At 20.8% G+C, this 16,489-nt stretch carries 6 protein-coding genes; 3 read left to right on the top strand and 3 right to left on the bottom strand.

Going from position 1 to position 16,489, the window contains the following annotated elements; translation table 11 throughout:
- Positions 1-47: 47 nt before the first annotated feature.
- Positions 48-3,410, bottom strand: a complete 3,363-nt coding sequence (recC, locus tag WEOB_RS00130) for an exodeoxyribonuclease V subunit gamma (protein WP_281263903.1) — start codon at positions 3,408-3,410, stop codon at positions 48-50.
- Between the two features lie 902 nt (positions 3,411-4,312).
- On the opposite strand from recC, the gene WEOB_RS00125 reads away from it, so the two are divergent.
- From WEOB_RS00125 to WEOB_RS00115, 3 genes are all read left to right on the top strand, one after another.
- Positions 4,313-5,509, top strand: coding sequence for a phosphoglycerate kinase (locus WEOB_RS00125; RefSeq protein WP_281263902.1), 1,197 nt, complete (start codon positions 4,313-4,315; stop codon positions 5,507-5,509).
- A gap of 82 nt (positions 5,510-5,591) precedes the next feature.
- Positions 5,592-6,689 carry a class II fructose-bisphosphate aldolase gene (fbaA, locus tag WEOB_RS00120; RefSeq protein WP_281263901.1) on the top strand — a complete coding sequence of 366 codons (1,098 nt, stop codon included), beginning with the start codon at positions 5,592-5,594 and terminating at the stop codon, positions 6,687-6,689.
- Between the two features lie 1,169 nt (positions 6,690-7,858).
- A complete protein-coding gene (locus tag WEOB_RS00115; protein ID WP_281263900.1) occupies positions 7,859-8,875 on the top strand; it encodes an AI-2E family transporter in 1,017 nt (338 codons plus the stop codon).
- A gap of 832 nt (positions 8,876-9,707) precedes the next feature.
- Here WEOB_RS00115 and recD read toward each other — a convergent pair.
- Positions 9,708-11,609, bottom strand: coding sequence for an exodeoxyribonuclease V subunit alpha (gene recD, locus WEOB_RS00110; RefSeq protein WP_281263899.1), 1,902 nt, complete (start codon positions 11,607-11,609; stop codon positions 9,708-9,710).
- A gap of 95 nt (positions 11,610-11,704) precedes the next feature.
- Positions 11,705-15,331, bottom strand: a complete 3,627-nt coding sequence (gene recB, locus WEOB_RS00105; protein WP_281263898.1) for an exodeoxyribonuclease V subunit beta — start codon at positions 15,329-15,331, stop codon at positions 11,705-11,707.
- Positions 15,332-16,489: the final 1,158 nt, after the last annotated feature.

Here is a 16,489-nt window from a genome sequence, read left to right as displayed (position 1 = left end):
CACAAAATATATTAAACACACAAAACACAAAAACTTTATTTGTGAAGTTACTTTTTAAAAAATAATAAAGGAAACAAATACTGTTCTGCCTCCGAAATAATTACTTCAATATACTCATTATTTAAATTCTTTATCATCTTATATAAATACAAATCTTTATTTGCACCCCTATTCCAAGAATTACCATACCAAGATAAAATAAGAGAATTAATAGACTTATTTTGAATATTTTTATCCCAATTAATTTTTCTAGATTTTCTATCAAAACAAGATGATAACCAAACTTCTGCTAAATCATATACTAAAAACAAAGGTGTAATTATACCACGTTGATATCCCAATAAAAAAGGAACCAATAACTCTTTTGCTTCATTACAAGATAAAGAACGAAAAACCCACTTTTTATTTACCCCAAATAATCTACTTTCTCCAACTCCCCCAGATGCACAATAAACTAAATGTTCCAACCATAACAATAAAATATCTTTCAAAGTAAGTTTTTTCGGTTTCCAACGAAGCAAACCATTTTCTCGAACAAAAGGCAAAAACCCAATAATTTTAAAATTAAAAATATCTAAATTAATTTCTAACGTTTTAGGAATTGTTAATTTATATTTTTGTATTTTCTTAGCTAAGAATAACATATTAGCATACTGTTTTTCCCAATAAACCTTTCCAAAAGAATTATATGGCAACATACCAATACCATTTGCTACTTCATAAATAAAATTACCATTTTTACCATTAAGCAAAGAAAATAATAAATAATCATTTAATTTATAACGAGTTAAATAATCCACAAAAAAAGATTCATATTTCTGAAACTTAAAAAAATTCCCATAAAAAATTGATAATCTTTCTTTAAACCAAGCTCTAATTGGATGCGAATAAAAATATTGTAATGAACTAAAAGGTATAATTAAACTATTCGAAACACATATATCTTGAAAGAATACACTTCTATTTTTTTTCTCCTTATTCTTTTTTTTTATAAATACATCTTTATATTCTTTTTTAAATTCTTTATATGAAAATTCCTTTTCTATCATATAAGAAACATTCATATGTATATGACATAAATGTCTCTTAACGTGAAAAATAGAAATTTTCTCATCTACATTTTCATCACCAGAAAGACAAAAATTATAAGAAATATATTCAAGTAATTCATTAACTATCACAGAAGGATAAGAATAAGATACACCATAAAAATTTTCCGTACAACTAATATACAAAAATTTTTCCGCCCCTAAAATTAAATTTAAAAAAAAATAACGATCACTTTTTTTTTCAAAAAAATCACCACACCTCATATTACCTTTCATTAAATCAAAATTAACCAACAATGATTTTTTGGGATACATTATTTCATTAATACCAATCAAATAAATAACTTTAAAAGAAAACGAAAAATTAGAAAATAACGAACAAAAATTAATACCTCCACCCAAGAACTTCTGATACACTTTACCATCATTTAACCGATTCACTAATTCATCATATATCAATTCTATCGATATTGGTTTGTTATATTTTACTATTAAACCAGAATATAATATATCATTCCAATACCCTTTTAATACAATAAAATATTTTTCTACATCAGAGTTAAAACAAAAAAAATCATGTGTTATTTTAAAAAAAAAACTTTCCCACTCTTCTAACATTCTTTTACGAAACAAATACTTACGCCAATAATTTAATTTAAATATAAATTTTGACAAACAACCAATCAACTCTAAATCTTCCCCTCTACATTGGGAATATGGATAAATACCATCCCAACTACATTGAATATTATCTATAGAATAACCTAACAACATTCTATTTAAACCAAACTCCCACGTATTTTTATTAAAAACAGGTAACATTAATTCATTATAAATATCATTATTAATTCCCCACCGAATCCCAGATTCGAAAACCCAATGACGAATTAAATCAATATCATCTAATTTAATGGAAAAATTATCTGCTATACACGACAACTCTAACAATTCTAAAACACTTTCAGCAATACATTCACTGTTTGGCAATCTTAATAATTTTAAAAATGCAAAAAATATTGAATGCGCATACTCAATTTTTTGATCGGATATAGAATAAGGAATACAATATTGTGAATCAACATTGTTAAAAATTTTTTCGATTTCAGAAATATATAAATTAATATCAGGTGCCATTACCAATATATCTTCAGGTCGTAATTTTGAATCATTTAACATCATATTCAACAATGTATTGTATAAAACTTCTATTTCTTTTTGTATATTATAACAAATATGCAAATTGAACGAATGATCTTTTCTAGATAAAATACGTTTTTTTATGTTATCAGATTTAACTTTTTCATTATTCTTAAAAAACTTTTCTTCACTATAATTTTGATCAATAAATATATCATTTTTAATGATAGAAAGAATACTAGTATTATCCTCTAATTCCTGCAACAAATCTATTTTATGAAAATGACGTAATGTTGAAAACAACAAAGTTAGACATTCTTTTCTTAGCTTTTTCCATGAAAATAAAAAAAAATTTTTTAATTTTCTTTTTGTATAAAAATCATATTTTAATAAACTATATTGTATTTTCTGATGATCAAAATAAAAACAATCACAACATATATTATCAAAATCAAAAAATTCTCTACCAAAATCTTCAAACTCAACACAAACACATGGATCAATAAATAGTAAATGAATATCAATATAATAACTAATATCACGCAAATATGATAAAATTAACCCAGAGGGAATTCCAAAAACAAAAATTCTTTTCGGAATTTTAGAAGATTTTTTAAACTTTTTTCCTAAAACTGAAGTAAACTTTTTATAAAAATTAGCAATATGAAATACCGAATCCCCAAGACTTTTTGTTATTTTAATTACTTCTCTCCATAATAAAGCTTGCCAATTTTGATAAATACTACTTATCCCATCAACTAATTCACCTTTTTCCCAAACTACTAACCAATCAGGTCTAAATATCATATATTTATTAAATAATAAAGCCATTTTTTTAGAAAACTGAAAACATTTATATTCATCTTGATTCATACATAAATATGTACTAAATATAGAATGTTCCTTTTTTTCAAATAAACACGATAATATCTTCATAATTTTCCAAGTTAACATTGTATATGAAAAAGAACGATAAGAAATAACATTTTCAGAAAAAATATAAGAACATAATTTCCAAACAAAATCATTTGCTGAATAACACTTAATATTACCAAAAACACCAAAATATTTGGATAACATTAATTTAACCCATTTTTCCGTTTTATTATCTTCTATTAAAAAAATTTCAGACTGAAAAAAATTACACGATAAATCATTTTTTATAATTTCTATTACAATATTCAAAAATATATCTAATTTATTAACTCTATATACAAAAAACATTCTTCATAATACCTAATTTAAAATTAAAGTTACAAAATACATTAAATTTTTTAAATTTAAAATGCACACCATTAATTTAAATAACTTAAAATTAAAAAACATTGCAAACAACATAAAATCCTAATAAATACATCATTTAACTTATTCAAGAATATAAAATTTTCATTTAACAAAAATTCCTAATTTATTAAACTATATAAGATATAATTTTATTCAAAAACATAAAACATAATCTAAAATTAAATTACATTTAAATTATTAAAACAAAATCTTTTTATTATATAAATTTCAAAAAAATAATTTCATATTCTATTAAAAAATATTTTAATTATAAAATATATTAATTTTAATTAAAACAATATTTATATAATACATTATCAATTATTACATCGCATGAAATTTATTCAAAAATAATATTTCTCAACACACAAATTTAATATATGATAAAATTTAAAATAAACCAACAATCGATAAACAAATAATAATCAAAATAAATAACGTATTCTAATATTCATATATCAAAACGATTAAAACATTTTATAAAATATAAACAAGCTCACAAATTCTTAAAAATCTTATTTTCAATATTAAAAATATATTTTCAATTTTAATTAATCTACAACACGATAACATAAATTTATATTATAAATATCAAACAAATAACATGATAATATAAATTATATTTTATAAAATATATAATATATACTCACATAAATATTAAAACATAAAAAATCAATACAAAACTTAATATAAAATCACACAGAAAAAACCCTGTAACATAAAATTATTTACAATAATTAACACAATAATGTTAAACTAAACGTATCTTCCATATCACCTAAACAATATTAAATTAAAATTATTAATATTACTAAAAAACCTTTTATAATTTGAGACTTACCATGAAAATAATAAAAATGAAAGATTTAAATCTGTCAAAAAAACGTGTTTTAATTCGTTCTGATTTAAATGTTCCAATGAATCCAAAAGGCAAAATAACATCCGATATTAGAATTCGCGCAGCATTGCCAACAATTAAAATAGCGTTAGAAAAAAAAGCAAAAGTACTCTTATTAGCGCATTTAGGATCTCCAAAAGAAGGAAAAGAAGATAAAAATTACTCATTAAAACCAATTGTAGCATGGTTTAAAAATAACCTTCCTAATATTTCAATACATTTAATTAAGAATTATTTAAATCAATCAATAAAACTAAATGAAGGTGAATTAATCATATTAGAAAATGTTCGTTTCAACAAAGGAGAAAAAAAAAACGACGATTCCTTATCTAAAAAATACGCATCATTATGCGATATATTCGTCATGGATGCATTTGGCGCGGCGCACAGAAAACACAGTTCCACATATGGAATTATCAAATTTGCTCCTATTTCTTGTGCTGGACCACTTTTATGTAAAGAATTAAATTATTTAAAAAAAGCAATTTACAATCCTAAAAAACCAATTATCGCTGTTGTTGGAGGATCAAAAATCTCTACAAAATTAAATTTATTACACTTTTTATCAAAAAAAGTTGATAAATTAATTGTAGGAGGGGGAATTGCTAATACATGCATAGCGGCGCACGGGTACAATATTGGAATATCAATATATGAAAAAAATTCTATTCATGATGCTAAAAAATTATTAAAAAATAATAATATTGTTATTCCAATGGATGTTAGTGTATCTAAAAACAAAAAAGAAATCACAATAAATAAAATACAAAAATCTATTCATAATATTCAAAACAATGAAAAAATTCTTGATATAGGAAACCAATCAATAATTCAATTAGAAAATATCATAAAAAATGCAAAAACTATAATATGGAATGGACCAATAGGATTATTTGAACACATTGATTATCAAAAAGGAACAAAAAAATTATGTCAAGCTATCGCAAATAATAAGAATGCATTTTCCATAGCAGGTGGGGGAGATACATTATCTGCTATCGAAATGTTTAATATTACTAAAAACATATCATACATGTCTACAGGTGGAGGTGCATTTCTTGAATTTCTTACTGGAAATATACTTCCAACAATACATGAACTTTCTCTAAAGTACAAAAAACTACATAAAAATGATATTTAAAAACTATTAAATAATTAACTCTATATAAAATAAAAAACTACTAATTTAGCATTAAAGCTAACATTAATTTAGGATAAACAATATGAACAAAATTATAAATAAAATTTCATCAGGAGTTATTTTTGGAAAAGATATTCAAAAATTATTTTGTATCGCAAAAAAAAACAATTTTGCCATTCCCGCTATTAATTGCATAGGAACAGATTCCATAAACGCTGTATTAGAAGCTTCATGCAAAGCAAATTCCCCTATTATTATACAATTTTCCCATGGAGGCTCTTCATTTATAGCTGGAAAAGGGTTAAATATTTCAAAAACACACACTCCTTCTATAATAGGAGCTGTTTCTGGGGCATTACATATACACAACATTGCAAAATATTACAATATCCCAGTTATCATACATACTGATCATTGTACAAAAGAAAATTTACCTTGGATTGATGGTTTATTACAAAAAAGCAAAAAACACTTCAAAAATTCCGGAAAACCATTATTTTCATCACATATGCTTGATTTATCAAGCGAAACATTAGAGAATAATATAAAAATTAGCAAAAAATATTTCAAAAAAATGAAAAAAATAAATATAGCTTTAGAGATAGAACTAGGATGCACAGGAGGAGAAGAAGATGGAATAGATAACACGAAAATAAATCAATCTGAATTATACACTAATCCAGAAGACGTAATTTACGCGTATAAAAAACTAAATAAAATTAATCAACATTTTACTATCGCTGCTTCTTTTGGAAATGTACATGGAGTTTATAATAATAAAAATATAAAATTATTACCAAAAATTTTAAAAAAATCACAAAAACATATTTCTAAAATGCTAAAATTACCAAACAAATCTGTAAACTTTGTATTTCATGGAAGTTCAGGTTCTACCATTCAAGAAATCCAAGAAGCAATAAGTTATGGAGTTGTCAAAATGAATATTGATACTGACATACAATGGGCAACTTGGCAAGGAATACTTAACTATTATAAAAATAACAAAAATTTTTTAAAAAAACAAATAGGAAATGATTTAGATGCAAACAAACCGAATAAAAAATTCTACGATCCTCGTACTTGGATAAGATTTAGTCAACTTTCTATAATAAATAGATTAAATATAGCATTTAAAGAAACAAATTCTATAAATTCTATGAATGTTATTAATAAATATTAAATTTCTTTATAAAAATTACACTTATACTACTTAAATATTACAAATATAAAAAATAAAAATAGTTAAATCAATTATTTTGTAAAAAATTACATTACATATTAAAATAAAAATTTTTATTACAAAATTACAAAATTAAAAAAATGATTTATCCACATAAAAACTGTTTGTAAAAACTATATAACAAACACAATATCATAAATTTTCGAAAAATTTTTACAATTTCAAATTATTCGTTAAAATCAATAAGCTCTCAAAAACATAACAATGTTATCTAAAGTAAAAATCTTTTTTACAATTTCATAATATATTTATAAAAATCATTCTTAAAATTTAATCAACAATGAAACACAAAAAAAATCACTAACCCAAATTAAATTAAATCAACAAATGAAAATCTATAAAAATACATTTAAAATATAAAATACATGTTTTATATAACTTTAAATTCAAAATATTAAATAACAACGATACTTCATACCAAAATATAATTTATAACAAAAATTAAATTCATAATTTTAAAAATACATAAAAACAAAATTCGAAAAATATTACAAAATTTTATTATAATACTATGAAAATATATTTTATAATATACTATAAATTTTAATAAATTTTTATAAATTTTTCATTAATAAAAAAATTCTCCATAATGTAAAAAAATATACAGCAAAATTTTATTTTAAATATTTATTTAATTTCATTTTTATATAAAACAAAACAACATTTTCTCACATATTATAAATATAATCTAATTTTTACAATCAAACAAATTAAAAATTATAAAAATAAAAAACAAAAAAATCTAATATTTTATATTTCCCCATAAAAACACTTTCATTTTCAAAATATATAGCAAAATAATTTTAAAATACACTTACAATTTTATTTTATTAAAACCCTTTCCAAATATTTTAAAAAATACATTAAACATTACTCAAAATTTGTTTAATTAAAATTCAATTTTAAAAATACATAAAAACAAATTTTATACCAATATCATATATAATAAACAAAATATATAACATATATAAAAATTCTACAAATATAAAATAGTTTTAATTAAATTAAATACTTACTACTTAATTTAAGTATTCACAATATATTTTAATTATATTAAAACTTTTTAATAAACACCATTATCAATATCTCACATATAATTTCAGAAAAAAATGAAAAAACAAAAAATATTTATATCACACAAACAATTAAAAATTATTTCCTATCTTATAATGTTTTCATCTATGATATTAATCATCCCGTTACATTTATTATCTTGCTTTATTTCCGGTTTTTTAATTTATGAAATTATTAATTCTATTACATTCTATTTTAAATTTTTTGTTAATACTAGATATACAAAATTAATAATCATAATTTTTATTTTTTCAACAATTGTTTCCACTATGACGATAGGAATAATAAATGTCATACACTTTTTACAAACAGATATTCAACATGAAAATAATATTTCTGCAAAAATAAATAATATTTTTACTAATATAAAAACCCACATTCCAAACTTTCTTTTTCCTTTTTTTCCTGAAAATGAAATAGAACTAAAAAATCAAATTCTTAATTTAATTGAATCTAATTTAATAACTATTAAAAATATGGGAAGTGTATTTTTACACGAATTAATTATGACTTTTATTGGATTAATTATCGGCATAATTATTACACTTAATAAACCTTCTAAAAAAAAAACATATTTTATTAAACAATTACTGCAACGTTTATACTATTTATCTGTAGCATTTAAAAATATCGTCTTTGCCCAAACCACAATATCATTAATAAATACCATTTTAACATCAATGATTATTTTAATAATATTCCCCTTATTTAAAACATATTTACCTTACAAAAAAACACTCATCACACTTACATTTATATTTGGACTTCTTCCAATAATCGGAAATTTAATCTCAAATTTCATTATTACCATATCAGCACTATCAATTTCTCTTAATACAGCAGGGACCATGATTTTATATTTAGTGTTAATTCATAAATTAGAATATTTTTTAAACGCAAAAATTATTGGAAATCAAATACAAGCTAAATCATGGGAATTATTATTTATAATGTTATTATTCGACGCTATATTTGGTTTAGAAGGGTTAATAATAGCACCAATTTACTATGCTTATTTAAAAATAGAATTAAAAAAACAAAATTTAATTTAATAAAACCAAAACAACTATATGTTATATAATAAATAATATAAAAAAAATAATTTACTTTATAAAATATCACTCATAAATTATATAAAATTATTTTTCATAAAAAGAAATAATTTCTAATACATTTAGAATTTTAAAACAATAAAATATAATTTTATCACAGAAATTATAAAATATGCTTTAATAAAAAATTCATAATATTTTTCAAATTTTGATATTACTCAAATTAACAAATTTTACAATAAATACCATTTATTTAACTATATAAAACATCCATTCTAAAATATTTTAGATTTTCTTATTAATTTATACAATTAAAATTAATAATTTATTTTATTATATCAAAATAACTATTAAATTAAAAAATATAAAACATTTTATTTAAAAAATAATTATTTAATACAAAATACAACTAATTAAATTAACATAAATATACAAATTTATTGTAACATTCATATATAAAATACAAATAAACACTCTTAATCTTCATAAATACAAAGTGAAAAATAAAAAAAATAAAATACAAAAAATAAAAATAAAAATTAATAATCAAATAAATACTATATTAAATTAATTCAAATATAATGCAAAATAATTCAAATTACTAATATACTAAAACATAAAAAAATCATAAACATATTAAAACTATACCCAATTCTTTAATACTTATAAAATTTTTTATAAAAACTTATTAATATCAAAACTAAACAAAAACAAAACGTAATAAACTTAATATAAAACACAAAAAATCCAAAACAAAACACATTATTAAAAATAATAAAAAACAAATTATTTTTTATTACTACATATGATAACTTAAATTTAATTTTTTAATCTAACGAAAAAAACTAATGTTTTTTTTAATTCTTTCAATAAGACCACTAATTCTAACTGTTTTTCTTCGAATAGCATACCGCAAAATATTATTAGTCCCATATATAGTTAAACATTTTTTAGAACGAGTAACAGCAGTATACAATAATTCTCGTGTTAATAACGGTGTAACAAAATTAGGTAAAACTAATATAACATTATCAAATTCTAATCCTTGTGATTTATGTACTGTTGTAACAAAAGCTGTCTCATGTTTTGGTAAAATACTATAACTAACTTTTTTTATTTTTTTATTAGATAAAAGAAAATACACCTCAAAATCTTCTTTTTCTAAAGATTTAGACAATACTATTCCAATATCCCCATTATATAATCCTAAAAGAGGTGTATTTTTTAAAATCATAATTGGTCTTCCTATATAATTATCACATAAGCCATATTTTTGATATGAAATAAATCCTAGTTTACATAAAAGTTGTTCAAGATGCATATTCAAATCAAACATTCCAAACGGACCTTTTTTTAATACACATAATAAACGAATTTTATTAAATAAAGTTAAAATAATCTTTGGGTCATCAAATTTATGAATTCGAAACAAATACTCTTTATAAACACTTATAGAAAAATTTAGCATATTTTCATATATATTTAAATTTTCCATAAAACAATAATGAACATTCTTTAATGCATTATTTTTTAACAACATCAAAACAGTAGAATAATCCCCATTTTTAATATAATTTGCTAATTTAGCAATACCAGAAGATTCATCAAATCGATAATTTCTTTGTAAAAAACAAATACTATCAGAAAAACCAAAATACCTTTTTTTTTTATTACAAGATATATCAAAACCCGTTAATTCACATAATTCTTTACTTCTTTTGAAACTATAACCAAAATTATAGATTTGACAAATATCTTTTAACACAGATCCTATACCTATTGCAGGTAATTGATATCTATCTCCTAAAAAAATTACTCTTATTTTTGATGATAAAGAAGAAATAATAATACTCATCATATTTAAATCAATCATAGAAATTTCATCAATAATTAAAACATCAATATCTACAAAGTTAATATTACTATAAAACAATTTTTCATGAAAAATTCTTTTCATATTAAATAAAGAATGTAAAGTTATTCCAATATTCGGAAAAAATTTTTTTTGTTCATTATCCAAATTTAAAGTATGTATAAAATAATAAAGAGATTCACCCATTTTTAATGCAGCTTTTGCTGTAGGAGCTGACATTACAATTCGTAATGGAGAAAAAAAATATAACAATATCATTAATAACTTTGCAATTATTGCAGTTTTTCCAGTTCCAGGTCCACCACATATTAACGATACTCTATGAGTAACTGCAACTGCTGCTGCAACTTTTTGCCAATCAACAAATTTTACACAAACATCGTTTTGAGGAAAATACTTATTTAATAAAATTGATAACTCAACTTTCTTTTTAAAATCAAACATAACATTTGACTGACTGAAAAAATCAGCAACCATACATTCATTTTTCCAAATACGATATAAATAAAGTTTTTCATTATCTAAAATTAGGGGAGTTATAATATCCATTCCATTACTAACTATAGAGGATGAAAACAATACCGTCTTCCATTCTTTGATAGAAAAAACCCCAGATTTTTTCCACATTTTTTCCGATAAATCCAAAAAATCCCCTTCAAAAATATACTCAGGTGTTAAAAAACGTATAGGAAAACAAACATGGCCTTTACCCTGATACATACTGACGCAAAAAGAAGCCAACATTAACGCGTTTTTTTCTTTTTTTGTGGAACATAAATATTTTGTTAACATTTTAGCAAAAAAAATATCTAACGAACGACACAAACCTAATTCTTCTGCCGCAAAAAAAAATTTTTCCATTGTAATATCATTACATTTTAATAAAATTTAAACATAAAAATGCAAAAACTAATATTATTCTACATAAAATGTAAACTTATACACTTTATTATATTCTAACAAAACAAATTATCTAATTTATCAATTAAATTTATATTTGGACAACAATAATATACACCACAACCCATAAACTTCCTATTCATACCTCGCAAAAACAAATAATATATTCCTCCAAAATTATGAATATAATCGTAATTTAATAATTTTATTTTCAAAAATCGATGTAAAGCTATAGAATATATTTGATATTGCAAATCAAACTTATGATTAATCATAGCTTCCTCCATGTTCTTAGTATTATAATCAACATATTCATTTCCTAACCAAATTGATTTATAATCCAATAAATAATAACGATTATTCCAAAAAAACACTAAATCAATAGATCCATTTAACATACCATGAATATGAAAAAAATCAATTTTTGGACGACGATTAGACAAAATATCATAACGTTTACAAATATCATCAAAATCAGAAGATTTAACTATATTTTTAACAGATAAATAAAATTCCAATTCAGATTTTTTTACATCTGAAGATATAGAAGATAAAGATAATGATTTTCCATCTAAAGGGTAATAAATAATATCTTTTATCCATTTTATTAATATAGGAAGCCAAATCATATCAATATTATATCTAATCATTTTTTTACACAACCACTCTTTATTTAAAGAACAAGTAAAATCTAAACACTCAAAAACATCATGTAAAAATATCCCTGATAATCTTCCTTTTGGAAAAGTAAATGAATTTAATAATTTTTTGGATTTTTCTTTATCATCGTTTTTTATACAAAAATGTAAATTCAATTTTTGTAAATTATTTTTCACATGTAAACGATCATTACAAATCAAATTAGAATAATTTGTTATAAACCATTTATTATAATTCAATTCTGAAATTTTATTTAAAACATTAATATTTTTATTTTCCCCTAAAAAAGTAAATTTTTTTCCAACAGAAAATAAAAAATCTTTTCTCAATCCAAAAAATCTCTTATTAGATATCAATCTAACATATGAAAAAGTTATATTTTTATTAGATTCTTTTTCTAATAACATTAAACTTTTGTGAAGAAAATCAAAATCCCCATATTTACCCTTTTGTATCAAAAACCCTATAGCGCTTAAATGAACATTACTTACATCATTATAATTATTATATAAACTACTATGAAATATTGGCGAAATACCAATACAACAATAGTATATAGAACGAGTTATTGCTACATATAATAATCTTATATCTTCCGCTAATCTTTCTTCGTCTGAAAAACAAAAATTTTTTTCATTAACACAACGAAAATCTAACTTTCTTTCATAAGTTTTTCTATCATGAAAAAAAAAATATTTTCTTAAACGAAAATTTGCAATAAATGGTAAAAAAACCAAAGGAAATTCTAATCCTCTGGATTTATATATTGTCATAATTTTTACTGCGTTATTATCATATTGATATAATCTAACTTTTTGGTTCTTTAAACCAGAATCTGGGTTTGCGATTTGTGCAGTTAACCAACGAATCAATGCTTGCTGATTATCAAAATTTCTAGAAACATTTTGTAATAATTCCATTATATGCATAACATTAATAAATCTTTGTCTCCCATCAACTAAGGAAAGCAAATTCTTAATCATACCATGATGAATCAACATCGTATGCAACATAAAAGAAACACCACGTTTTTTCCAAATAGAACGATAAAAAATAAATTTTTCAATTAATTTTTCTTTATTATTTTTATTATCACGTATATTTCTAATAAAAACTGTACTATAACCTAATATGTCAGTAAATAACGCGCGATAAAATATTGTATGATCCTCAGGAGTTAATATTGCTTGTAAAATCCACAATATATCCTTAGCTTCCATTGTCTCAAAAACACTATTATTAAAATTAGAAAAAAAAATAACCGGAACCATAAATCTCTGTAAAGAATCATAAATAATTTTAGCTTCATTTGAATTTCGCACTAATATAACAATATCAGATAATTTTAATAATCTATTACCAAAATAATCTGTTAAATATGATTCTTCCTTAATACAAGAAATAAATAAATCGTAAATTTTCTTAGAAAAATGATACGACATAACCTTTAAATATTCATCACTTGTAATAGCACAACCAGATTTAAAAAAAAAATGTACTGCTGGTTGCATTTGTTTGTTTATAAAAAATCGAAAATTATTTTTATATACACAAGATTTCAATGGAAAAAAAGAAATATCTTTAAAAACAAACGGAACAGGAAAAGAACAAAATAATTGGTTAATTGCACAAATCAAATTTAAAGAAGAACGATAATTAATATCTAATGTATATCTAAAACAAATTTCTTTTCTAATACGCATATAAGTAAATATATTAGAAGTATAAATGAAATACATAGATTGTTTAAAATCAGAAAAAAAAAACAATATACAACCATAAAAAATATTTTTACAATATATTTTATACAAAATATTATATTGTTCTAAATCTATATCTTGAAATCCATCAATAATAACTACTGGATAATGAAATTGTATAAAATCAACCAACTTTTTTTTATACTTAGAATTTAAAAGACAATCTAACTTTAGAATTAAATCATTATACCCTAACTGTCTGCGTATATCTTTTTCTTTTTTAATTTCATTACGCACTTCTTTTAAAGCTAAAACTAATATTAATTCACGAAACGAAAAAATTTTATGATATAATCTTGATAAATTTTTAAATAAAAAATAAAATGGTATTTTATAAAAGTTTATTTTTTCAATATATACATTTTTTTTTAATATCATACTTCTAAAATATTTTAATTCTTTAGGAATTTCATAATCTATTGTTTTTGTACGTGTCCAAGTATCAATTTTTTTTAACCAAAATAAAAAATTTTTTTCAGTATATTTCATTTTATTAAAACAATAATATTTAAATATATCGCAAATATTAACAGAAGCTTTAAACCACTGTTTTTTAAATTTATTAATAAATGAAATTATTAATTTATATCTTTCTTCAAATGATTCAGTTATATTAGAAAAATAGCATATAATAGGTAACTTGCCAATTAAATAAGGTTTCAAATCTATAAATAACATATTAGGATCTTTCCAATATTTTTGTATAATCTTTATTAAATTTGTATTCAATGGATAAAAATAACGACGCCAAAAATTAACAACCGCTTTTTTATGTAAATAACGTTCATCTAAAAGTAATTTTTGTTTTAATAATATATTTGATTCAATTGGATTAGCTTTTAAAATATTCCAAAAAAAACTATAAATAGTAAAAATAGAAGAATTATTCATATTATTTTCTGCTTGTAATAAGCGTAATATAACTAAGTCAATATTAATTATCTGTTTTAATAATTCAGAAAACAATTTATTAGAACTATATCCTCGAATACATGCTATCCTAAAACAACGAATCTCTTTTTTTAGACGATAACGAAACTCTTTAATATCTGATTCGGAAAATGTTAAAATTAAAATTTTTTCTACTTCCAAAAAATTCTTATAAAGATTTTTTTTATCACACTGTCCAATTAACAAACGTAAATATAAAATTGATATTGAAAAAGTTTTCCCAGTTCCAGCAGATGCTTCTACTAAAAATACTCCTTTTCTTAAACGTAACTTACATGGATTAAATACTTTTTTAGTAATTAATTTTAACATATTGAATCCTCTACATTAAAATTTCAATTCAAATATTAAAACTCATTCATACAATCTTTATCATTAACATTATCCATAAGATACATATATTTCAATTTCAACATACCCATAAAATCAAAACATATTTTATTATGTTATTTGAATATATTAAAACATAAATTGTACAACTTCACTTTTTCATAAAGAAAATATAAATAAAATTAATTAAATCATTAAACAATAAATTACATTTACATAATATAAATTTGATAAAAAACAAACTACAATAAAATATATTCATATTTTTAAAAAATAAACACTTTATTTGATATAAAACATTACTAACAATATCAAATTTTATAAAATCACTCTACAAAATAATTGCACAAAATTAAAAAATTTTTATAAAATCAAATATTTAAAAATTTAAATCCACAATCTTTTATATAATATAAACTAATTTTATTCATATAATATATAAAATACATCTTAATAATAAATTTAAACCATAAATAATAAAATACACAAAATAAATTTTAATTTGAATAAATCAAAAATTTCATACAAAATAATAAAACTAATTTTTATAAATTTAAAATAAAATAAAAATTTTTCTCAAAAACATATATAAAAAATTTTATAAACCAATTTAATTTTATTAATATTCAAATAAATCACTACAAATTTTTTTAAAAACATAAAAATAAAACTAAAAAATCAATATATAATTAAAAAATATGCAATTAATAAAATTCAAAATCGTTAAAAACAAAAATAAAATAATTTATTTATATTCTTAATTATAAATAAAATAAACTTAAATATTATTATTTCTAATATTATTAAATTAACATTTAAAAAACATCTATGTTATATCGTTAATATACAACAAATATAAACCATATAACATAAAATTATTATTTTCTTTATTTAAATAATATCTATTTATCATGTAATATTAAAAAACAATATTAATTGTATTAAATTCAAAATAATAAATAAACACTTAAACTTTTATAAAATACCAATTATATTTTAAAATCCTTTATTTTATATTCAAAAACATAAATATTAATAAATTTTTTGATTTTTTTAAATAAATCTTGTATCTAATCACATATATTTATAAAATATTTCATAATAATATTAAATACAAAACATAAACAAAAAATTTTAATA

The organism is Candidatus Westeberhardia cardiocondylae (assembly GCA_001242845.1).
Taxonomy (GTDB): Bacteria; Pseudomonadota; Gammaproteobacteria; order Enterobacterales; family Enterobacteriaceae; genus Westeberhardia; species Westeberhardia cardiocondylae.
The sequence above is the reverse complement of the archived record's forward strand: the minus strand, read 5'-3'. Positions and strand labels throughout refer to the sequence as shown.

Bases quoted from the DNA above. Each gene is read 5' to 3' on its own strand.
- recC (WP_281263903.1), bottom strand. From the start codon at position 3,410: ATGTTTTTTGTATATAGAGTTAATAAATTAGATATATTTTTGAATATT.
- recD (WP_281263899.1), bottom strand. From the start codon at position 11,609: ATGGAAAAATTTTTTTTTGCGGCAGAAGAATTAGGTTTGTGTCGTTCG.
- fbaA (WP_281263901.1), top strand. From the start codon at position 5,592: ATGAACAAAATTATAAATAAAATTTCATCAGGAGTTATTTTTGGAAAA.
- WEOB_RS00125 (WP_281263902.1), top strand. From the start codon at position 4,313: ATGAAAATAATAAAAATGAAAGATTTAAATCTGTCAAAAAAACGTGTT.
- recB (WP_281263898.1), bottom strand. From the start codon at position 15,331: ATGTTAAAATTAATTACTAAAAAAGTATTTAATCCATGTAAGTTACGT.
- WEOB_RS00115 (WP_281263900.1), top strand. From the start codon at position 7,859: ATGAAAAAACAAAAAATATTTATATCACACAAACAATTAAAAATTATT.